The sequence below is a fragment of the Terriglobus sp. ADX1 genome, assembly GCF_036877645.1.
Lineage (GTDB): Bacteria > Acidobacteriota > Terriglobia > Terriglobales > Acidobacteriaceae > Terriglobus.
In genome coordinates, this window is sequence record NZ_JAEDXV010000012.1 from 16,892 (window position 1) to 39,091 (window position 22,200).

Consider the following 22,200-nt stretch of genomic DNA (forward strand, 5'->3'; position numbering starts at 1 on the left):
GCGAGAGGCAGCCTGCGGGCTGCCTCTCGTTATTTGGAGAGATTTATGCCAGCCAATCGCACAACCAACGTGCTGCTCGGCCTGATTACAGCTTCACTCATGGTGCTTGCCGCGCGGCCTTACATCGCACCAGCAGCTGTCCATGCGGACAGCAACTCATCGGATCCCCTCTACGTGGAGCCCGGCGTTCACATGCTGCGCCTAGCCAAAGGCGGCCAGGTGCTTGGCAAGGTCGTGGTCAACCTGCGCACAGGCAATGCATACGGCTTTCCTACCGGAACGTCTGACTCGTATCCTGCCTCGCCAATAGACAACAAGCCGCAGAACTCCCATGCCATTCCGCTGGGACATTTTGCTCTGGAAGAGGCGCGCTGAGCTATTCGCCCAGCAGGAAGCGGCGAATGCCATAGGCGCGGCCTGTGGCGCCGTCGCATTCCACCAGGGTCGCGGCCATCTTCGGGTTTCCCTTGGCGGCCTCAAACTTTGCAGGCTGGCCCGTCAGGAAGCGATCGATCACCGCCTGTCGTTCCACGCCGATCACAGAGTCATACGGCCCGCTCATGCCTGCGTCCGTCTGGTAGGCGGTACCGCCGGGAAGGATGCGTTCATCGGCCGTGGGGACGTGCGTATGTGTGCCGATAACGGCGGTCACACGGCCATCCAGATACCATCCCATCGCGATCTTCTCGCTGGTGGCTTCAGCATGAAAATCGAGAAAGATCACGCGGCTGCGGATGCCGTTGAGTAGCTCGTCGGCCTTGCGGAAGGGATCATCGTTCTGCGACATGAAGACACGGCCCTGCAGATTCACAACGGCATAGGCCTGCCCATTGGGCAGCGTGCTTTCATAAACGCCAAATCCCGGCGTCTTGGGCGCAAAATTCGCGGGACGCAGGATGCGGCGCGGACGGTCGTGCGAATCCGCTGGAACCTTCAGGTATTCCAGAAGCTCTTTCTTGTCCCAGAAGTGGTTTCCAGTGGTGATGACATGTGCGCCCAGATCAAAGAGTTCATCGGCAATGGGCGGCGTTAAACCGAATCCGCCAGCGGCATTTTCGCCGTTGATGATGCAAAGATCGACAGCGTTGGATTCAAGCACATGGCCGATGTGCTCGGCGACAATACGGCGGCCGGACGAGCCAAAGACATCGCCCACGAAAAGAATGTTCACCTGAATAGTGTTGCAGCGGTAAGGTGTGCTCGGCAAGGCACCCGGAAAGAATCAGGCAACGGCAGAAGTGAAGGGAAGAAACAGCCGGAAGACGGTACCGCTCGCGCCGGGTCTCTGACTGCTCCGCAGGCACAGCACGGCCTCATGCCGGTCGACGATCTCTTTGCTCACCCACAGCCCCAATCCGTTTCCTTCCTCGCCCTTTGTAGTGAAGAAAGCGTCGAACAGGCGCTTCTGCACGAGAGGAGGCATGCCGGTTCCCGTATCCGCCACCACGATGTACACGCCCTTGCGCCCATCACGGTCTTGTCCCTCGTGGGAACGCAGGTAGAGACGTCCACCGTTGGCAGGCAGGGCATCAATCGCATTGGTGATCAGATTGGCCAGCACCTGCCGGATCTCTCCATCCAGGCAGCGGACCGGCTGAGCGGCATACCAACGTTCTTCCAGTTGCACGCCGCGCTTGAATAGCCGGCCCTGCAGAACGGAGATCACGCTCTCAAACAACTCCTGAACCGTCACCCGCCGCGGCGCGGTGGACTGTTTGTAAAAGCGCAAAGTCTGCGCGCTGATCACAGAAACGCGCGAAAGCTCCTGTTCCGCGGTCTGAAGATAGTGCTGAATCTCTGTGATGTCATCGCTATGCTGCGACAGGTAAAGCAGGTTGGTGATGGATTCCAGGGGATTGTTGATCTCGTGCGCAATGGAGGCCGCGAGCCTGCCCACTGCGGCTAATTTCTCGTTTTCCAGTAGCGCCAACTCAGCCTGTCGCCGCTCGTGGATGTCGATGTTAATGCCGATCATGCGTAACGGTGTGCCGTCGTGCGCGTAGATAAAACGAGCCTGTCCATGCAGCCATCGCTGCGAACCGTCCGGCAGCACGGCGCGAAAATCGTAGCCAAAATCGCGCTGCTGCGCCTGCATGACAGTGTTGATTTCGTTCGTGACTCGTTCTGCATCCTCAGCCACCACACGGCGCTGCCAGTCCTGAAAGCTTCCTTCAAACGTGCCACTCGGAACGCCATAAAGCGCCTCCAGTTGCGGCGACCAGGTAATGCTGTTGTCCGGAATGCTCCAGTCGAACACGCCTGCATGTCCAGCCTCTAGGGCGATGCTTAATACTTCTTGTGTTTCAACTGCCTCTCGGTCGCTGCGGATGCGAATGATCGACTCCCACACGCGATTCGCAACAGCCTGCAGCAGCGCAATTTCATCGGAGGTCCAGACGCGCGGTTCCTTGCAATGAACGGCCATCGCCGCCGTCAGCACGCCGCTGCGCTTCACAGAGACGCAGATGATGGAGCGAATCTGCGGTGCGCGGAAAGCATCCAGCACGGCCTGTGTGCTCCAGTCCTCCTCGGAGTCGTAGATCACGTAGGGCTCGCCCGCGCGCATACACCGAAGGCACTCCAGAGAAAAATCATGGAACGCATAGCGCCCCACCATGGTTCGCACGCCGTTCAGATAGTTGCCGGTCAGGTTGAAGGTATCTTCGTCTTCCTCCACATCGGCAAAAGCGCAACGATTTACTTTCAGGAATTCTCCCAAGAGCGTGGCGGCACGCAGAACGATTTCCTCGGGCGAAAGAAGGCGGCGCGCAGCTTCGTCAATTTCCGCAAGCAGGCGCACGCGATCCAGCAGATGGCTATGGTGTGAGTCGTCTGTCAGCGACGACGCAATTGGGCGAATCGGCATCGTTTCAGGAGTTTTCTTTCTTGACTATTGGGATGCAGGAGTAAGCCTGCCAGATGTGCGGAGCGGCATTTCCACCAAAAGAGCAAAGGGTGTTTGGGTTCTGAGACGAAAGGCTGTTAAAATCGATTGAATCCACGCCTTGGAGAGGCAATGCAAGCCATTCTAGCGCTCGAAGACGGGCGCATCTTCCGCGGAAAAGGCTTCGGCGCCCCAGCCGAACGCGTCGGGGAAGTCGTTTTCAATACTGCATTGACCGGTTACCAGGAGATCTTTACCGATCCCTCCTACGCCGGGCAGATTGTCGTTCTCACCAACCCCCAAATCGGAAACTACGGCACCACGCCGAACGACGACGAAAGCACGAAGCCCTATATCGAAGGCCTTGTGGTTCGCGAGTTCTCACCGGTATCGTCCAACTGGCGTTCCACGCAGGTAACAGACGAGTACCTGGAAAAGAACAGCGTTCCTGTCATTGCTGACGTGGACACGCGCGCTATCGTTCGTCATCTTCGCGCCAACGGCGTGATGCGTGGTGTCATCGCCACCTTCGAGAAGGACGCGGTCATCGACACGGATGCTCTCGTGGCGAAGGCTCGTTCCATTCCCAAGATGGACGGCACGGACCTTGCCAGCAAAGTCACCACCAAGCAGACGTACGAATGGTCTGCTGCAACGGAGCGCAACGAAACCGGCGACAAGCTTCTTCCGGCAGCCATTGATGGCGGACGTGAGATGCACGTGGTTGCGTACGACTTCGGTATCAAGCAGAACATCCTGCGCATGCTGGCTCGTGAAAACTGCCGCGTGACGGTGGTTCCTGCAACCACGCCTGCAAGTGAAGTGCTCGCTCTGAATCCTGATGGCGTGTTCTTCTCCAACGGCCCCGGCGACCCCGAGCCGCTGGACTACGCGCAGAAGAACGTGCAGGAACTTGCAGGGAAGACGCCTATGTTTGGTATCTGCCTTGGTCACCAGATCTTCGGTCTCGCGCTTGGTGGCAAGACCTACAAGCTGAAGTTCGGTCACCACGGCGCAAACCATCCCATCAAGAACCTGGAAACAGGCAAGGTGGAGATCACGTCGCAGAACCACAACTTCGCTGTCGATCCGGAATCGTTGGACGAGAACAAGGTTGCCATTACGCACGTGAATCTGAACGACCAGACCGTAGCTGGCCTGAAGCACAAAGAGCACCCCATGTTCAGCGTGCAGTACCACCCCGAAGCCAGCCCGGGGCCACACGATTCGCACTACCTGTTCAAGGACTTCCGGAAGTTGATGGAAGACTGGAAGAAGTAATTTCAAAAGAGGCATCCTCCGGGTGCCTCTTTTTATGAGAACGGCCCGTGGATGATGCCGGGCGAAGCCGCAAGAGGGAAGAGATAGATGCCACGCAGAAATGACATCGCAAAGATTCTGGTGATCGGCTCCGGGCCGATCGTCATCGGCCAGTCCGCCGAGTTTGATTACTCCGGCACACAGGCCTGCAAAGCCCTCAAGGCCGAGGGCTACGAGGTCGTGCTGATCAACAGCAACCCAGCGTCGATCATGACCGACCCTGAGGTCGCTGACCGCACGTACGTTGAGCCGTTGACGCCGAAGTATCTGGAAGAGATTCTCCGTGTCGAAAGCGAACTGCTCAAGGAAAGCGGCAAGCCGGGCGTCTTCGCTGTTCTGCCCACGGTGGGCGGACAGACCGCGCTGAACCTGGCCGTTGACCTTGCTGACGACGGCACGCTCGACAAGTACAACGTGGAACTTATCGGCGCGAAGCTCGACGCTATCAAGAAGGCTGAAGATCGTCTCCTGTTCAAGGATGCGATGAACAAGATCGGCCTCGACATGCCGCAGAGCTCGCTGGTGAACAACCTGCGCGACGGCCTCGACTTCGCACAGAAGATCGGCTTCCCCTGCGTCATTCGCCCGTCGTTCACGCTGGGCGGCTCGGGTGGCGGTATCGCCTACAACCGCGAAGAGCTGACGGAAATCCTGTCGCGCGGCCTCGACCTTTCGCCGGTCACTGAGTGCTTGCTTGAAGAGAGCGTGCTTGGCTGGAAGGAATACGAACTTGAAGTCGTCCGTGATCTCGCGGACAACGTCATCATCATCTGCTCCATTGAGAACTTCGATCCAATGGGCGTGCACACAGGCGACTCCATTACCGTTGCACCCGCGCAGACGCTGACAGATCGCGAATACCAGGTGATGCGTGATGCCGCCATCGCCGTCATCCGCGAGATTGGTGTGGAGACCGGCGGCAGCAATGTGCAGTTCGCTGTGAACCCCGCGAATGGCCGCATGACGGTTATCGAGATGAATCCGCGTGTGTCGCGTTCGTCGGCACTCGCATCGAAGGCCACTGGCTTCCCAATTGCAAAGATCGCTGCACGCCTCGCTGTGGGTTACACGCTGGACGAGCTGCAGAACGACATCACCAAGGCCACGCCTGCCTGCTTCGAACCCACCATCGACTACGTCGTGGTGAAGATTCCCAAGTGGCAGTATGAGAAGTTCCCCGGCACGGAAGAGACGCTTGGACCGCAGATGAAGTCTGTCGGCGAAGTCATGGCCATCGGGCGTACTTTCAAGGAAGCTTTGATGAAGGCGATCCGTTCGCTGGAGACGGGCAAAAAAGCGTCTGCTTCCGACATCGAACCGCGCCGCCTTACGCAGCGCCTTGTCACGCCGCATCCTGAGCGCCTGCGCTACATCCTGTACGCATTCGAACGCGGCATGACCGTGCGTGAGGTTGCTCGCCTCACCACCATGGACCCGTGGTTCCTGTATCAGGTGAAGCAGATCACCGACGAAATCCGCGGCCTGCACGGCAAGACGTTGGATAGCCTTGACGCTGACCAGCTTCGCGACGTCAAGCGCATGGGCGTCAGCGATGACCTCATCGCAACGGCACTCAACCTCGATGGCAAGGACGCATCGCAGCAGGTTGCCGCAGCACGCGAGAAGCACGGTATCCAGCCGGTCTACAAACTCGTCGACACCTGCGCTGCAGAGTTCGAAAGCTTCACGCCGTACTTCTATTCCTCCTACGACGAGGAAGACGAAGCGATTCCGACCGCGAAGAAGAAGATCATCATTCTTGGCAGCGGTCCCAACCGCATCGGCCAGGGCATTGAGTTCGACTACTGCTGCTGCCACGCATCGTTCGCGCTGCGCGAAGACGGTTACGAGACCATCATGGTCAACTGCAATCCGGAAACTGTCTCCACGGATTACGACACGAGCGATCGCCTCTACTTCGAGCCGCTGACCTTTGAAGACGTGCTCGCTGTGTACAACCACGAAGCTTCGGCTGGTGCTGACATCGGCATGATCGTGCAGTTTGGCGGTCAGACACCGCTGAACCTCTCGCTGCCGTTGAAGGCTGCGGGCGTGCCCATCATCGGTACGTCGCCAGAGTCGATCGAACTTGCAGAAGACCGCAAGCGGTTCCAGAAGCTCATTGAAGACCTGAAGATTCCGCAGCCCGCAGGTGTCATCGCAACGAGCATTGAAGAAGCTGTTGCTGGCGCAAATAAGGTCACGTATCCCGTGCTCGTCCGTCCCAGCTTCGTGCTCGGCGGTCGCGCCATGGTCATCGCGTATGACGACGAAGCCATCGTTCGCTACATGAACACAGCCATTGAGTATTCGCAGGAGCGCCCGGTTCTCATCGACCACTTCCTCGAAGATGCAACGGAAGTCGACGTGGACGCGCTCTGCGACGGCAAGGATGTCATCATCGCAGGCATCATGCAGCACATCGAAGAAGCCGGCATCCACTCCGGCGACTCGTCCTGCGTCCTGCCTTCGGTCGATCTCAGCGCCGATGTGCTCGATCAGATTCGCAAGTACACGCGCCAGCTTGCACTCGCGCTGAACGTGATCGGCCTTGTGAACATCCAGTTCGCCATCCAGCATGGCAAGGTCTACGTCATCGAAGTCAATCCGCGCGCCTCGCGTACGGTGCCGTATGTTTCGAAGGCGGTGGGTCTGCCGCTGGCGAAGATCGCATCGCGCCTTATGACGGGCCGCACGCTGGCAGAGCTTCTGCCAGAGCAGCTTGCATCGGGTAAGGATCTCGGCACCGGCAATCACTTCTTCGTGAAGTCGCCTGTATTCCCCTGGGGCAAGTTCCAGGGAGTCGATCCGGTTCTTGGACCGGAGATGCGCTCCACCGGCGAAGTCATGGGCGTGGCCGAAACCTTCGGAGAAGCCTTCGCCAAGGCGCAAATCGCTGCAGGCCAGAACCTGCCCACCAAGGGCACGGTCTTCCTCAGCGTCAACGATCATGACAAGGTCAACGTTGTTCCGCTCGCGAAGCAGTTCGTGGAGATGGGCTTCCATCTCGTCGCCACGCACGGCACGGCAGACATCCTCAGCGACGCCGGTCTCCAGGTGGAACGTGTTCACAAGGTGAAGGAAGGACGTCCCAACGTCGTTGACTTCATCAAGGGCGAGCGCATCCAGCTCATCATCAACACGCCTCGCGGCCAGGACAGCATCTTTGACGAGAAGGCGATCCGTCGCGCAGCCGTAACCGCACGCATCCCCTCCATCACCACGCTTGCCGCGGCACGCGCAGCAGCAGAGGGCATCTCCGCGTTGCAGCGCGGTCAGATCAGCGTATACACGTTGCAACAGCTGCACGCGTCGCGCACCGTTTAAAGCACAGCACTACAAACAGTGAGGGCCTCCGCAATGTAGCGGAGGCCCTCACTGTTTGTGGCGAAAAGAAACTGTTATTCGGAGAGATTGCGCGCAATCTTTGCGCCAATGGCATACCCGATCATCGACAGCGGAATCCACGTTCCAATCAGGATGCCGTCGCCACCCAGCAGGCCGCTGTTCATCTCAATGGTGAAGAATGTGCGCCACAGCTTATCTACGGCGCCGCAACCATTGCACAGGCCGTTTCCAGTTGGCAGGTCCAGCGTGTAGACACACACCACCAGGAAAAACAGAAGCCCGGAGATCCAGATATGAGACGCGACCGTACCCGGCACCATGCGGCCCACCACAAAACCCGCGCCCATGGGAACGAGCAGTGCCAACGCAGTACAGATGATCTTTGGCACCGATGAATCCGGATCGACGTGCAGCACCCAGAACACGGCAACAATGATCACCAGCACTAACACCGCCAGCAGCGTGTGCAACGCAAACCAGCCCGCCTCGCGCGCCAGGTCGCCGGTAGATTTATTTCCGCGAATCTCAACTGATTCCATTGCCTCTCTACGTTAGCTTTTCCTGCGGCGATTGCAAAGAGTCCGGCTGGAAATTCCTTCTGTGGGCATCGATGGCGATACCATGAAGACATGCTGTTTGAAGGCGTTCACGTTCCGCTCGCAACTCCGTTTTATCCCGATGGCCGGCTCAACCTCCGCAAGCTGGAGCACAATGTGCGGCGCTACTCGCTCACGCCCACCAGCGGCCTCATTGCGCTTGGCCCCAATAGCGAGATGGCGTCACTGTCTTCGGAAGAGCGCATCGAAGTTCTGAAGACCGTAGCCGCAGAAGCAGCAAAAGAAAAGGTTTTAACCGCTGGCATTGGTCTGCCCAGCGTGCGCGAATCGTTGCTGCTGGCCCAGGCCGCTGCAGACGCGCGATTCGATACCGTCCTGCTCAGCGCTCCGGTGGAGTATCGCCACCTGCTTTGGAATGATGCGGAACCCACCGCAGCGTGTTTTACCTACTTTGAAGCGATCGCGGATGGCTCTCCGCTGCCCGTGGTGCTGCATTCGGATGCAGAAAGCGCACCTCTCCCCATGGCACTGATTGCACGGCTCGCAACGCACCCCAATGTCATCGGCATCCTCGAGCAATCGACGCACGTAAGCCGCGTCGTGCAGATGCGTGAGGCCACGGCAGGCGTGAAGCACACTGCTACCACCACCATCACCTTCACCGCTGCCACGGGCCGCATGCTGGCCGTAGAGCAGCCTGCCACGGTGGTTGCTGGAACCTTTGTCAGTGCATCGTCACTCAGCGGAGGAACCGCTGTCGCAACCGCGCCGCCAGTACCCGCCCTGAAGACGCGTACCAAGGAAGTTGGCTTCCAGATCGTATGGGGTGCCACAACCAATGCAGGAGAAGCCCTGCGAGCAGGTGCAGGCTCACTCGCCATGCCGCTGGCAGCAACCGTCCCCCAGGCCGCATTTGAGGTATGGGCTGCATGGAAAGACGGCGACCCCAAACTGCTCGCTGAAAAGCAGGGAAGACTATCCCGTGCAGAGCAGGGCATTGCTTCGTGGGACACGCCATCCATCAAGGCTGGCAGCGAACTCTCGGGCTACTTCGGTGGTCGTCCACGCCTTCCGCTTCTATCCGTAACGGCAAACCGCGCAGAAGAGCTTGCTTCTCTCCTGCGCGGCATGAACTCCTAAACCATGTGTGAAATCCGCGGAGCTTACCGGTTCCGCGGAACCACCGTCACACCCAGCGCATTTAGCTTGCTGCGCGCTGCAGTGGCTTCCTGCGTGTTGGGATAGCGCTGGATCAGCGAACGCAGTTCGCGTACACCCGCGTCTGTCTGCTTCAACGCAAGTAGCGACTCACCCTTACGAAGCTGAGAGATGGCCGTCTTCGGATTGCCCGGATACTGCTCTGCCACCTTGTCGTAGTTCTTCGCAGCCGCGGAGAAGCGTCCTGCCTTGTAATCAATCTCACCCAGATAGAAGTAGGCATTGCCCGCCAGGTTTGAGTCGGGATAGTACTTGATCACATCATTAAACTCAGCAGACGCCAGCGTGTACTTCGCTCCATTGAAGTCGCTGAAGGCTGTGCGATACAGATCTTCCACCGGAGGCGCGGCGGGTGTTGTAGGCAATGCAGAATCGTCGGCAGGAATGGCGGCCGAAGGTTTGCCATTCCGCACAATCGGCGCCGCTGTCTTGCCAGTGGGAGCAGGCGTGTCGGTCGTCATGGGCGCTGCACCACCAGCAGAGCCGCCACCCGAATCCAGCTTCGCGCTGATGCTCTGCTGCTGGCTCTGCACATCGCCGATGTTCTTCTCAATGCGGCCAAGGCGAGCCTTAAGCTCGTCCAGCGAATCGTTCAGCGACTGCATCTGTCCGGAGAGCTGTTCCACGTTCTTGCCCGTGCCTTCGCTCTGTGCGCGCATCTGGCGCTGCACGCCGTCCATGGTCTGAGCCATCTTGTTCACGGCGTCGGTTGTCTGCTGAATCAGGTCTTTCATCACGCCCATGCGTTCGTCGTTGGACTGTTGCAGGCGTGCAATGGCGTCCTGCAGTGCGCGGACCTGTGTCTGCAACTCCACCATGTCCTTGTTTGCAGCAAAGGCGGGAGTCGGGGCAGTGAACAGGACAGCGGCAAGTGCAAGCGTAGCGGGCACAATGCGAAGTGTGCGGTGCATGGGATGGTTCCTCCACGTAAGAGAACGCATGGCGGGCTTGTACTCCCCCGCCATGCGTTCGTGCGTTACCAGATTAAGGGAAATTGCAGTTGTTTACCGGTCGATGTTGAACTGCGCACGGCGATTTTGCTGCCAGCACGATTCATTCTGTTCGGTGCAGAACTGCTTTTCCTTACCGTAGGAGATCACGCGGATGCGGCTTGCCGACACGCCTGCATTCACCAGGGCGGTCTTCGCTGCGTTCGCGCGGTTCTCGCCCAGCGCCAGGTTGTACTCAGCCGAACCGCGCTCGTCGCAATAGCCGCCGATGAGCAGCTTGATGTTCGAGTGCTGGTTCAGGTAGGTGGCAGCCTGCTGCGTCGCGGTATGGCCTGCGGGATTCAGGTCGTAGCTGTCGTAGTCGAAGAAGACATCCGGCACAGCAGCATGGAACGTTGCATCATCCGGCAGGTCCGAAGAGGTACCTGCGACGGGAGCAGCAGGCACACGCACAGTCACGCGGAAGTTCGCATCCGCCGTGCCACCATCGCCTGTTGCCACCAGGTGGAAGTTCGTCGAGTTCGACGGCGTCACATTGGTCGTTCCGTTCAGATTTACCGGTCCTACACCATCAATCGAAACCGACGTTGCGTTCGTCGTGTGCCACGTCAGAACCACAGACTGGCCCAGGTCGATCGTTGCAGGCTCTGCGGTCAGTGTCGCAGTCGGCGCTGCAGCAGGTGCAGCCGGCGGTGCGGTATACGGCGGCGGCGCGCTCTGCTTCTTATGGCAGCCTGCCAGCAGCAGCATCGCAGCCATTGCAGTTGTCACAATCGATTTGGTGCGGGTTGTTTGCAATCTCATCATCTCTCCTCAATTCGTTGATCGGCAGAAAACATAACTTCAGCGGAAACTCCAATTGGGCATGTCGCTTCCGGTGCCTGCAAGCTTGTGCTTCCCGGTACCGTCGGCCAACATGGTCCAAACTTCTGCGCGTGCGCCGGAGCCCACGGCAAAAACGATGTGGCGGCCATCCGGCGACCATGAGGGGAAGTCGCAGCGGCCTATGCCGTTCGTGAGCTGGATCCAGCGCTTGCTGGCAATCTCCATCACGTAAATGTCTTGTCCTCCTGGCGCACCCGGACCGTACTTGCGATCCCATGCAAAGGCCAGGAATTGTCCATTGGGAGACCACGAAACAGAGGTGGCATACCCACCATCCGTCATGCGCTGCACACCAGCGCCGTCCGCGTCCATGATATACACCTGCGGCAATCCGCTGCGACCGCTGATAAACGCAATCTGCGATCCTGTCTTCGGATTCCACGTCGGCGAAACATCCGGTCCACGCGAGTTCGTTACGCGACGCGCTCCACTGCCGTTGGCATCCGTGATGTAAATCTCAGGATCACCCGTGCGCGAAGACGAATACGCAAGCTGCCCATTCGACGACCACGCCGGAGAAAGATTTGTTCCGCCACCGGAAGGGAAGCTGATCGGACGATTCAGCAATAGTGAATACATCCGAATCTGAAATCCGTCTCTGCCCAGCGACGAAAACGCAATACGCGAATTATCTGGCGAAACACGCGGCGAAAGCGAAATGGTGCCCAGGTGCGTCACCGCATGAGCATTCGCGCCGTCGTAATCCATCATCCAGATCTCTTTGTTACCGCCGCCTGCGTGCACAAAATAAATCTTGCTCTCTGCAATGCCGGGGATACCGCCGCCAAGCCGCAGAATGATCTCATCTGCCAGCTTGTGCGCAATCGTACGTGCGCCATTGTCGTCGCCAGCTTCGGTGTACTGCTTGCCCAGCACTTGCGGATATTGCGCATTGTGCGTGTCATCCACGTAGGCATTCACCACAACCCGATTGCCCGCAACACTCAAAGAGCCAAAGGCAACATACGCTGCGCTGACCGGCGCTGCGGTCCACTCATCCAGGCGCATCTCCTGCGGAGTTCCTGGCATGGATTGCGGTTGCATGCTCTTCGACACAAGGTCGAATACGCCCGCATTCTGCAGGTCATTGAACAACACAGAATCAAAGGTTTGTTTCAGACTGCCGGCATCGGCAGAACCTGCGCGAAAGTTCGCCGCGGCAATGCGGATGCGGTCTGCACCCGTGTTCGTTCCAGTGAAGACATTATCCTGCGCATGCAGCGCCGCGGAGCCCAAAAACATCACTCCAACGACAGCAGCCATCTTTACGAGATTCAAACGTGTGCGATTCACCATCGTTGTCCATGGTAGACGTTGCAGCATGAAAACGGTGTGGAGAATGTTCCTTGATGGGTACGGCATTTTCTTCCGCAGCGCCATGCAACTCATACTGTGTACCGGTTAGTTGCCCTTCGGATCAAAGTAATACTGCACATTGATGTATGAGCCGGAGTAGCCATCCGGCAAAGGTCCAAACGAGTCAATACGCTGTAACGCGCGCAAGGCGCTGGCATCAAGGGTGGTATCACCGCTCGGTTTTGAAATCTGAATATTTGACGGCGAGCCATCGCGGTTCACTCGAAAACTGATCCACACACGATGCCCCGCAGCGCCGCTGTCCAGCGTCTGCGTGTACCACTGCTGCGCTACCTTCTGCGTCAGTTGTCTTACGTAATACGCATAACGCTCGCCAAATGCAGAATCCGAAATGTTCGTAGCGGATGTTCCTGCACGATTCTCCACCGACGTCATGGCCATCTTCAGCCCTGCCGTCTCACCGGAAGTTGCTTTGTCCGGCTGCGGCTTTGTAGGTTGTGGCTTCTGTGGCGGCACGGGTGCGGGCTTCTCTGCAACCTTCGGCGGCGTTTTCTTCTCCGGTTGCTTTACCGGAATCGGAATATCTGTCGGCTTTGGCGGAGGTTCTGCCGCGGGCGTTGGTGGCGGAGGAGCTTCACTCGGGTTCTCGCTCGCCAGCACATTGTCTTCCTTCGGCTGAACGCGCGGAGGAAGCGGCAGGGAATTCACCATCGTCGCCTGCACCGCACCTGTAATGTCAGCTTTGTCGCCCCACTTCTCTCCGTGATTGCGAAAAACGTATCCCGCAGCCAGCACACCGCCAATCACCACGCCATGCAGCACCAGCGACACCACGAAGTTTTGCTTCGTGCGCTGCTGCATCCGGGTTGGCTCCATCGTTACGGGCATCGCTTATTTCTCAATCGGTCGGGTCACAATGCTGATGTTCGTAATCCCTGCCTGCTTCACGGCATCCATCACAGATGCAAACGCGCCAAACGGCACCTTCTGGTCCGCGCGCAGGTAGATCACTTTCTTTGACGGATCACCCTTGCTGCGCAGCAAGCTCGGTAGCTCCGCCAGGTTCACAGCCTTGTCCTGCAGATACACGCGTTGTTCATGGTCAATCGTCACCACGGTGCGTTCATCCGTAAGCTGGTTCACCGTACGTGTCTGCGGAACTGCTACTTCAATGCCGCTTTGCAGCACCGGGGCTGTCAGCATGAAGATCAGCAGCAGCACCAGCACCACGTCCACCAGTGGTGTGATGTTGATCTCTGCAAGCGAAGAGCGTGTGCGTCCGCCACTACTGGAAAATGCCATCGCGTTCTCTCTCCGAAAGCTTTAGTTGGTCTGCGAGATGCGGCGGCGCGGATCATCCTGCCCCGACTGCGGATTCGCTGCTGCGGCGTTCTCCAACGCATTCAAAAGTTCGCGACCAAAATCATCCATGCGTGCGGCAAAGTCCTTCACGCTTGCGGTCAACTGGTTGTAGCCAACGACTGCAGGAATAGCCACAACAAGACCAGCAGCCGTCGTGATCAGAGCTTCGCTGATACCCGGCGCAACGGCGCGTAATGTCGCAGCGCCCTGCGTTCCCAGACCGTGAAACGCGTCCACGATACCCATCACGGTACCCAGCAATCCGATAAACGGAGCTACTGCCGCGATCGTCGCCAGCCATGTCAACTGCGATTCCAGATCCGTCATCGCCTCGCTGCTTGCAATCTGCGCAGCACGTTCCACGGCAACGGGATTACGCGGGAATCCACGGCCGCCTGTCTGCCGCTGATACTCCTCCACAATCTCTGAAAACACATTCACCAGCGGAGAAGGCTTGTATGTATCTGCGACAGTGGCAATCTCGCTCAACCGCGACGATTTGCGAAATGCCCGCAGAAACTGCTGTCCCTTGGCGCGTGCACGACGGAACGAACCCCACTTCGTCAGCATGATCGTCCACGAAACAATCGACAACACCAGCAGCAGCGCCAGCACAGTCAGCGCCACCGGCCCACTGTTGTGCAGCATTTCCATTAATGCGGAAGAGTTGGCGGCATTCGGAGGTGCAGTTGCCGCGTTAACCGGTGTTTCGTCCTGCAGGAGAAGTGTCAGAAGAAGACTCATAGCTTGCTCGCAGTGTATCGACTCTTGCTGTGGGTGGAAGGTGAGGGAGAATCTTTTCAGGTGCATCTCTGCACAAAACAGGGCAAAACGATTGCGATAAACCGTGCCGATCGTTGCGTGTACCTTGTGCTCTATGTGTTCTGCTTTTGATATCAGGCCAGCCTGGGAACTCCTTTTGCCAATGCCTGACGCGAAGAAATGTAACCCGGCCACCAACTCATCCGTGCTATTCTCTGCGCGAAGAGAGGGCGAAAATGCTCCTTGAGCTGCGAGCGGAAAACTATGCTGTCATCGACCACGCTGTCGCCACCTTCGGCAACGGCCTGAACCTGCTCACGGGCGAAACCGGCGCAGGTAAATCCATCCTTGTCGACGCTCTCGCCCTCCTCATGGGTGGCCGCGCCGCCAGCGATGTGGTGCGCCACGGCGCAGAAAAAGCAGTCGTCTCGTGTGTCTTTGAAGCCACTCCAGGTGCTGAGGCCATCCTCGAAGCCAACGGCATCGACGTCGAGAGCACTGAAATACTTCTTCGCCGCGAAGTGAACGCATCCGGCAAGGGCCGCGTCTTTCTGAACAATCAGCCTGCCACCGTCGCCGTTCTCCGCCAACTCGCACCCGAACTCGCGCTGGTGCACTCGCAGGCAGAAACCATGGGCGCATTCGATCAGGCACAACAGCGCGGCCTGCTCGATCGCTTTGCCGGCGTGAATACAAATACTGGCCTGGGCAAAGAACTCGTCATCGACCTGCGCGAACGCCTCAAATCGCACAAGGGGCTCGATGTCGCACAGGCAGGCGAAAACATCCGCACGGCGTACGCACTCTGGCGTGACGCACGCGAAGAACTCGACCGTCTCTCTGCCGATGAGCAGGAGCGCCTGCGCATGGTCGACCTGTGGATCTTCCAGCGCAGCGAAATCGCCGATGCCAACATTGCATCCGCAGAAGAAGACGATCAGCTTGAAGCCGAAAAGCGTGTCCTGTCCAACGCGGAAAAGCTCTACACCGCAGCCATGAACGCGCAGGAAGTGCTTTACGAGAATGAAGCCAGCGCGGAATCTTCGCTTGCAGCAGCACAGAAGCATCTGGAAGAACTCGCGCGTTACGACACATCGTTCACAGAAGCAGCAACGCAGATCGCCAACGCTCGCGCCACCGTCGCTGATATCAGCGAAACTGCACGCCACTACGCGGAAAACATCAACGCCTCCCCCGAACGCCTCGCTGAAATCGAAGACCGCCTCGCAGCGCTCGATCGTCTGAAGCGCAAATACGGCAAGACGCTCGGAGAAGTCATCGCATACGGCGAAGAAGTTTCTGCAAAGTTGAACGAAGTGGAGAATCGCGAAACACTCATTGAGGCCGCGAAGAAGACACTCGCCGAATGCGAACACATCTACACCTGCGTCGCACAGGACCTCACGGAAACGCGCACATCCTCCGCGCGCAAGCTGGAAAAACTCGCCGAGCAACAAATCAACGACCTCGCCATGCAGGTGCGCTTCCGCGTGGAAGTCGCTCCGCAGAAGGAACAGAGCTTCTGGACGGCGGTCGGTTGGGATCATGTGGAATGCCTCATCGCCACCAATGCTGGTGAACCTCTGAAGCCGCTGGAAGAGATCGCCTCCGGCGGTGAAATGAGCCGCGTCATGCTGGCGCTGAAGGTTTCCGTGGAAGAGGGCGGGGCAGACCGCACCAAGCGCCGCATCCCTCTGCCACGCACGCTCGTCTTCGACGAAATCGATATCGGCATCGGCGGTCGCGCCGCGGAAGCAGTCGGCGCCAAGCTGAAAGCACTTTCGAAGCACCAGCAGGTTCTGTGCGTCACCCACCTGCCGCAGATCGCTGCCTTCGCCGACCAGCACTTCCTCGTTGAGAAGTCTGAAAAAGAAGGCCGCACCCGCACCCAGATCCGCCAGATGAAGGACGAGGAACGCACCGGCGAAATCGCTCGCATGATCTCCGGCGCCACCGTCACGGAGACCAGCCTGAAGCACGCGGAACAAATGCTCAAAGCAAGCCGTTAGTGCGGCAACCGGAAATCGGGGGAACCACTCCAAGTCATTACGGAATTACTGCAAGAGGAGATTCCCCGATGTCTCACGAACCGAAGAAGTGTGCACATACCCCCTGTAGCTGCACCGTGACAGAAGGCAAATACTGCTCGCAATACTGCGAAGATGCCGCGAAAGCTGCCCCTACGACTATCGGTTGCCATTGCCCTCACGGGGGGTGCGAAGGACACTTGTAAGGAGTCCGCAAGGACGTCCTCCGCTCGACGAAGTGCTGCGTGCGCCATATTGCGCCAGTGGCGCTTTGTCGTAGTTTCGTCAGATTGCACCACAACAGGTTCAAATCACTGCGTCAGGGGTTTACTTCGCGGTATACTTTATCCGTGAGCACTCTGACCCTCGACCCGCCTGTATCCACCGAAAACGAAAGCGCTCAACAGAAGCGCGTTCTCTTGCTGAAGCCGCGTGGCTTTTGCGCCGGTGTGGTGCGTGCAGTGGACATCGTGAAGATCGCGCTGGATACCTTCGGCGCGCCTATCTACGTGCGCAAGGAAATCGTTCACAACCGCTACGTCGTCGATGACCTGCGCCAGAAGGGCGCAATCTTCGTCAACGAGCTGGACGAAGTGCCCGAGGGTAAGCGCGTGATCTACTCCGCGCACGGTGTCTCCCCGGCAGTTCGTGAACGTGCAAAGGAGCGTGGCCTCAAGGTTATCGATGCCACCTGCCCGCTCGTTACGAAGGTTCACGTCGAAGCCATCAAGTTTGCCAAGCAGGGCTACTCCCTTGTACTCGTCGGTCATCGCGATCACGAAGAGGTAGAGGGCACCGCAGGCGAAGCACCTGAAGTAACCCAGGTCGTCTCCACGGTTGAAGAAGTTGATGCTCTCGTGGTTCCTGATCCGGACAAGGTTGCATACCTCACGCAGACGACGCTTTCGCTTGATGAAGCGAAGTACATGATTGAGGCACTGAAGAAGAAGTTTCCGAACATCGTTGGACCGCACGCGCAGGACATCTGCTACGCCACGGAAAATCGCCAGACGGCGGTGAAGAATGTGGCGCACGGTGCGGATCTGGTGTTGGTCGTCGGTTCAAAGAACAGCTCCAACTCCAACCGTCTGGTTGAGGTTTCTGAGAACCTCGGTACCAAGAGCTACCTGATCGACAAGGCCCAGGATATTCAGCCCCAGTGGCTGGAGGGTGTTGAGAAGGTCGCAATCACAGCGGGCGCATCTGCGCCTGAAGTTCTCGTACAGGAAGTGGTCGCTTATCTTCAGGGCATTGGTTATGGCTCGGTCGATGAGGTTGAGGTCATGCCGGAGAACGTTCGCTTCGGCCTTCCGCCGGAGATTGTTCGCGCCATTGCTCCGGCGCCATCACCGGCTGCGTAATCGCAGCCGAAGGTATCACGTAGTGCTCTTCGCAGTTGCAGTAAGCAGCATCGCTCGGCACGGGGAATACGTCTAATCAGAATGCAGGATCAGAAATACAGACCGGGAACGTCGGCGGCCACCGAAGCCGGCGCGGCACAGCCGCGTTTTGGGCGCATTGATCTGGGCTTGGACCAGGTGCGCTCCGCCGTCCGCAAAGCTGCGGACTGGCTACTTTCTCAGCAGCAGCCGGATGGCCACTGGTGTGGCGAACTCGAAGCCGACGTCATGCTGGAAGCCGATTACATTTTCATGCATACGCTGCTTGGCACGGGGGACCCCGGCAAGATGCAGCGCGCTGTGAATGAAATCCTTCGCCACCAGAACGAAGATGGCGGATGGAGTGTTTATCCCGGCGGCCCCTCGAACGTAAATTACGGCGTCAAGTCGTATCACGCTCTCAAGATGATGGGATGGCCCGCAGATCACCCCGTCATGGTGAAGGCCCGCGAATCGGTGCTATCGCTGGGCGGCGTGGTGGAGTGCAACACTTTCACTAAGATTTATCTCTGCGCATTCGGTCAGTACGACTACGATGCTGTCCCCGCAATTCCGCCGGAGATCGTTCTCTTTCCGAACTGGTTTTACTTTAATATCTACGAAATTTCCGCCTGGTCGCGTGGCATTCTCGTGCCGCTCTCGATCATCTATGCGAAGAAGCCCCTGAAGCTTCTGTCGCCGGAGCAGGGCATCGACGAACTCTTCGTTGGCGGCCGCAAGAATGCCGATCTGCATCTCCGCTGGGATCGTAAGAAGCCCATCTCGTGGCGCAACTTCTTCCTCTTCTGGGATCGCATCGCGCACTGGGCAGAGCGGATACACATCCGCCCGTTGCGTAAGCGTGCCTTGAAAAAGGCGGAAGAGTGGATGCTGGAGCGTTTCGAAGGTTCTGATGGCCTCGGCGCCATCTATCCCGCCATGCTCAACGCGATCGTTGCCATGCGGCACCTCGGTTACTCGCTGGATGACCCGCAGATGATCCGCGCGATGGACGAGTTTGAGAAGCTCGGCATCGACAAGCCCAACGGCGAACCGAATTACCCCACGCCCACCTTCCGCATGCAGCCCTGCCTCTCGCCCGTGTGGGACACGGCGCAGGTAGTTTCGGCGCTTGGCTCGGCTGACATTTCGCCCACTGATCCGCGCATGATCCTCGCAGCGGACTGGCTCTTCAGCAAGGAGAGCCGCCACAAGGGCGACTGGGCGCAGAAGGTTAAGAACGTTGAACCCGGCGGCTGGGCCTTCTTCTACAACAACATTCATTATCCTGACGTCGACGACACGGGCGAAGTGCTGCTCGCACTCAAGGCGGTCGATCATCCGCACGAACGTCAGCAACATGAGATCGCTCAGCGCGCCATCAACTGGATCTTTGGCATGCAGTGCAAGAACGGTGGATGGGCTTCCTTCGACCGTGACAACACAAAAATGATCTTCCAGTACATCCCCTTCGCCGATCACAACGCGATGCTGGATCCGCCGACGGTAGACATTACCGGTCGCATCCTGGAGACTCTGGCTGCCTACGGCTACACCCGTCGTGACAAGCGCGTGGAAGCCGCAGTGCAGTTCATCCTGAAGGAACAGGAGTCGGACGGTTCGTGGTTTGGTCGCTGGGGTGTCAACTACCTCTACGGCACCTTCCTCGTACTGCGTGGTCTGGAAGCCATTGGCTTTGACCAGAACGAACCCGCAGTGCAACAGTCTGTCGAATGGGTTCGCTCCGTGCAGAACAACGACGGTGGATGGGGCGAGTGGTGCGCCACGTACGACGATCCAGGAACACGCGGCGTTGGCCCGTCCACTCCATCGCAGACAGCATGGGCTCTGCTCGCGCTTCTCGCAGGTGGCGACACGCGTTCTGACTCGGTGGCCAAGGGCGTTCGCTGGCTCGTCAACCAGCAGAAGGAAGACGGCACGTGGAGCGAACTTATCCCCGGCCGCAACGGCGAAAGCTACTACACCGGCACAGGATTCCCGCGTGTGTTCTATCTGGGGTACCACCTGTACAAGCAGTACTTCCCGCTGCTGGCGCTCACGACCTACGATAAGGCGATGCGCGCTCCCGCGGAATAGATTTCGTAATACCAGTTTGTAATGCTGGGGCCGTTTGCCCCGGAGGAACTTAGACCAATGGCAATTCCTGTATCTCAGGCATGGACGGTGGCGACCTACGTCATCAAGCAGAAGCTCGCGGGCCGCAAGCGTTACCCCCTCGTGCTTATGCTCGAGCCGCTCTTCCGCTGCAACCTGGCCTGCGCCGGCTGCGGCAAAATCCAGTATCCCGCTCACATCCTCAAAGCAGAACTCACTCCCGAGGAATGCTTCAAGGCTGTTGAAGAATGCGGCGTCCCGATGGTGTCCATCCCCGGCGGCGAACCGCTTCTGCATCCCCGGATGCCGGAGATCGTTCAGGGACTCATCGACCGCAAGAAGTACGTGTACATGTGCACCAACGCGCTCCTGCTCAAGGAGAAGCTGCACCTCTTCAAGCCGTCGAAGTATCTGTCATTCTCCGTGCACGTCGACGGTGAAAAAGAGCACCACGACTTCGGTGTCTGCCGCGAAGGCGGACACGACATCGCCATGGAAGGCATCCGCGCCGCTGTGGCTGCGGGCTTCCGTGTAACGACGAACACCACGCTCTTTGACGGTGCCGACCCGAACTCCGTTCGCCGCCACTTTGATCAGTTGATGGACGCTGGCGTGGACAGCATGATGATCTCGCCCGGCTACACCTACGACAAGGCGCCGGACCAGAAGCACTTCCTCGGCCGCGCACGCTCGCGCAAGCTGTTCCGCGCACTGTTGTCGAACCGCAAGAAGCGTTGGCAGTTCAACGCAAACCCCATCTTCCTGGAATTCCTGATGGGCAAGCGTGAACTCACCTGCACGCCGTGGGGCATGCCCACCTTCTCCATCTTCGGATGGCAGAAGCCCTGCTACCTCCTGCAGGATGGCTACGCCGACACCTTCCAGGAACTGCTGGATGAAGTGGATTGGGCTAACTACGGCACCGAAAGCGGCAACCCGCGTTGCGCCAACTGCATGGTTCACTCCGGCTACGAAGCGTCGGGCGTGAACTACACCTTCGGTTCGCTGAAGGGCCTCATCGCTACGGCAAAGGCCATGTTCGGCGGCACGTACGAAGACCCCGATGCGCAGAAGCTCCTGAACGACTGGAAACCCACGAACCACGGCCAGCTCGTGCAGATCGGCTCCGGCATCCTGTCGGCTGAGTCTGAGCGCGTCAACCATTCTGAATCGCTGGTGGCGGGGGACTAAGCATCCGATGCGGCAGTTTTGTTAGCATTCCGCATGCTTGCTACTGCCGTGTTCGTCTTGTTGAGTTGGAGCCAGTCTCATCTGGATGCGCGACGCGATGTCTGCCCATTCAAGCTTCGGATAGCAGAGAATGATGTGCTTTCCATGAGGGATGAGAATGCTCCCGTCTGGTACAAGGTATCTCTGAAGACTCTGGATACTCGACTGGGTGGTGGCTGCTACAACGATGCAAATCCCAGCCCGCCTACCTCGATCAAGGTTCAGTTCGCACCGATGGTGAGCCCGGAAGTCAAAAAGAAGTTTTTAGATCTTCTAAGTCGTCATGGTTGGACTGAGAAGCGGATTCAAGTTCAACCATGGAATGACAAACCAGAATGGTAGTTTGCTTTCCGAGTCTTCTATCATTGACGGAATAGGGATAAAAGTTCATGGCAACCGAACAGCAGGAACACCTGAAGATTGAAGAACTGCAGCAGCTCAGCCCCGACCAGATTGAGGTCATGGCTGGCCGCGACCGCGAAAACCTCGAAGGCTGGATCCCGGCTCTCGCCACTGAGGCAGAGATCAAGGACGCGCTTGAAAAGGCATTCGACTACCGCGGTGATGTCACGCTCACGCTGAAGTCCGGCGAAGCCATTGAAGGTTATCTTTACGATCGTCGTCAGGGCAAGTCGTTGGAAGATTCGCTGGTCCGCATCATCCCTTCCAAGGGAGAAGACAAGAGCCGCCGCAGCATCCCGTACAGCGAAATCGCTGCGCTGAACTTCAGCGGACGAGACACCGCCGCTGGCAAAACCTTTGAAGCCTGGGTCAAGAAGTACTGGGAAAAGAAGGCTGCTGGCGAAAAGAACATCCAGATCGAACCCGAAAAACTGGACTAATTCC

At 58.2% G+C, this 22,200-nt stretch carries 19 protein-coding genes; 10 read left to right on the forward strand and 9 right to left on the reverse strand.

The annotated features are described in order from the left end of the window. Positions 1 to 45 precede the first annotated feature (45 nt). Entirely contained in the window at positions 46 to 375 is a 330-nt protein-coding gene (locus JAO32_RS09670) for a hypothetical protein (protein WP_334239718.1), read from the forward strand. Between the two features lies 1 nt (position 376). Here JAO32_RS09670 and JAO32_RS09675 read toward each other — a convergent pair whose 3' ends face one another. Further along, on the reverse strand, positions 377 to 1,171 hold the full coding sequence (locus JAO32_RS09675; RefSeq protein ID WP_334239720.1) for a TIGR00282 family metallophosphoesterase: 795 nt from the start codon (positions 1,169 to 1,171) through the stop codon (positions 377 to 379). Between the two features lie 51 nt (positions 1,172 to 1,222). Continuing rightward, complete coding sequence (locus JAO32_RS09680; RefSeq protein ID WP_334239722.1) at positions 1,223 to 2,866, reverse strand: ATP-binding protein; 1,644 nt, start codon at positions 2,864 to 2,866, stop codon at positions 1,223 to 1,225. A 150-nt stretch (positions 2,867 to 3,016) separates the two neighbouring features. On the opposite strand from JAO32_RS09680, the gene carA reads away from it, so the two are divergent. Further along, positions 3,017 to 4,165 (forward strand): glutamine-hydrolyzing carbamoyl-phosphate synthase small subunit, encoded by a 1,149-nt coding sequence (gene carA / locus JAO32_RS09685; RefSeq protein ID WP_334239725.1) that lies wholly within the window; start codon positions 3,017 to 3,019, stop codon positions 4,163 to 4,165. A gap of 87 nt (positions 4,166 to 4,252) precedes the next feature. Next, on the forward strand, positions 4,253 to 7,531 hold the full coding sequence (gene carB / locus JAO32_RS09690) for a carbamoyl-phosphate synthase large subunit (protein ID WP_334239727.1): 3,279 nt from the start codon (positions 4,253 to 4,255) through the stop codon (positions 7,529 to 7,531). A 74-nt stretch (positions 7,532 to 7,605) separates the two neighbouring features. Here the strand turns inward: carB and JAO32_RS09695 are convergent, their stop codons facing one another. Next, positions 7,606 to 8,091: a hypothetical protein gene (locus tag JAO32_RS09695; RefSeq protein WP_334239728.1), complete on the reverse strand. Its 486-nt coding sequence runs from the start codon at positions 8,089 to 8,091 to the stop codon at positions 7,606 to 7,608. 90 nt (positions 8,092 to 8,181) lie between these two features. On the opposite strand from JAO32_RS09695, the gene JAO32_RS09700 reads away from it, so the two are divergent. Then, complete coding sequence (locus tag JAO32_RS09700; protein WP_334239731.1) at positions 8,182 to 9,249, forward strand: dihydrodipicolinate synthase family protein; 1,068 nt, start codon at positions 8,182 to 8,184, stop codon at positions 9,247 to 9,249. 23 nt (positions 9,250 to 9,272) lie between these two features. Here the strand turns inward: JAO32_RS09700 and JAO32_RS09705 are convergent, their stop codons facing one another. From JAO32_RS09705 to JAO32_RS09730, 6 genes are all read right to left on the reverse strand, one after another. Continuing rightward, positions 9,273 to 10,238, reverse strand: coding sequence for a tetratricopeptide repeat protein (locus JAO32_RS09705; RefSeq protein ID WP_334239733.1), 966 nt, complete (start codon positions 10,236 to 10,238; stop codon positions 9,273 to 9,275). A 93-nt stretch (positions 10,239 to 10,331) separates the two neighbouring features. Next, positions 10,332 to 11,084, reverse strand: a complete 753-nt coding sequence (locus tag JAO32_RS09710) for an OmpA family protein (RefSeq protein ID WP_334239736.1) — start codon at positions 11,082 to 11,084, stop codon at positions 10,332 to 10,334. A 36-nt stretch (positions 11,085 to 11,120) separates the two neighbouring features. Next, positions 11,121 to 12,458, reverse strand: a complete 1,338-nt coding sequence (locus tag JAO32_RS09715) for a translocation protein TolB (RefSeq protein ID WP_334239738.1) — start codon at positions 12,456 to 12,458, stop codon at positions 11,121 to 11,123. Between the two features lie 105 nt (positions 12,459 to 12,563). Further along, the gene (locus JAO32_RS09720; protein WP_334239740.1) at positions 12,564 to 13,340 is read right to left on the reverse strand and encodes a TonB family protein; all 777 of its coding nucleotides are present in this window, start codon (positions 13,338 to 13,340) and stop codon (positions 12,564 to 12,566) included. Between the two features lie 30 nt (positions 13,341 to 13,370). Beyond that, a complete protein-coding gene (locus JAO32_RS09725) occupies positions 13,371 to 13,781 on the reverse strand; it encodes an ExbD/TolR family protein (RefSeq protein ID WP_334239742.1) in 411 nt (136 codons plus the stop codon). Positions 13,782 to 13,802: 21 nt separating this feature from the next. Further along, positions 13,803 to 14,585, reverse strand: a complete 783-nt coding sequence (locus JAO32_RS09730) for a MotA/TolQ/ExbB proton channel family protein (protein WP_334239745.1) — start codon at positions 14,583 to 14,585, stop codon at positions 13,803 to 13,805. 254 nt (positions 14,586 to 14,839) lie between these two features. On the opposite strand from JAO32_RS09730, the gene recN reads away from it, so the two are divergent. The 6 genes from recN (at position 14,840) to JAO32_RS09760 (ending at position 22,196) form a co-directional block, all read left to right on the forward strand. Next, positions 14,840 to 16,612: a DNA repair protein RecN gene (recN, locus tag JAO32_RS09735; protein ID WP_334239746.1), complete on the forward strand. Its 1,773-nt coding sequence runs from the start codon at positions 14,840 to 14,842 to the stop codon at positions 16,610 to 16,612. A 368-nt stretch (positions 16,613 to 16,980) separates the two neighbouring features. Further along, complete coding sequence (locus tag JAO32_RS09740) at positions 16,981 to 17,991, forward strand: 4-hydroxy-3-methylbut-2-enyl diphosphate reductase (protein ID WP_443082586.1); 1,011 nt, start codon at positions 16,981 to 16,983, stop codon at positions 17,989 to 17,991. A gap of 81 nt (positions 17,992 to 18,072) precedes the next feature. After that, entirely contained in the window at positions 18,073 to 20,106 is a 2,034-nt protein-coding gene (shc, locus tag JAO32_RS09745) for a squalene--hopene cyclase (RefSeq protein ID WP_334239749.1), read from the forward strand. A 57-nt stretch (positions 20,107 to 20,163) separates the two neighbouring features. Next, on the forward strand, positions 20,164 to 21,315 hold the full coding sequence (gene hpnH / locus JAO32_RS09750; protein ID WP_334239750.1) for an adenosyl-hopene transferase HpnH: 1,152 nt from the start codon (positions 20,164 to 20,166) through the stop codon (positions 21,313 to 21,315). A gap of 33 nt (positions 21,316 to 21,348) precedes the next feature. Then, positions 21,349 to 21,696, forward strand: a complete 348-nt coding sequence (locus JAO32_RS09755) for a hypothetical protein (protein WP_334239752.1) — start codon at positions 21,349 to 21,351, stop codon at positions 21,694 to 21,696. Between the two features lie 47 nt (positions 21,697 to 21,743). Then, a complete protein-coding gene (locus JAO32_RS09760) occupies positions 21,744 to 22,196 on the forward strand; it encodes a hypothetical protein (RefSeq protein ID WP_334239754.1) in 453 nt (150 codons plus the stop codon). Positions 22,197 to 22,200: the final 4 nt, after the last annotated feature.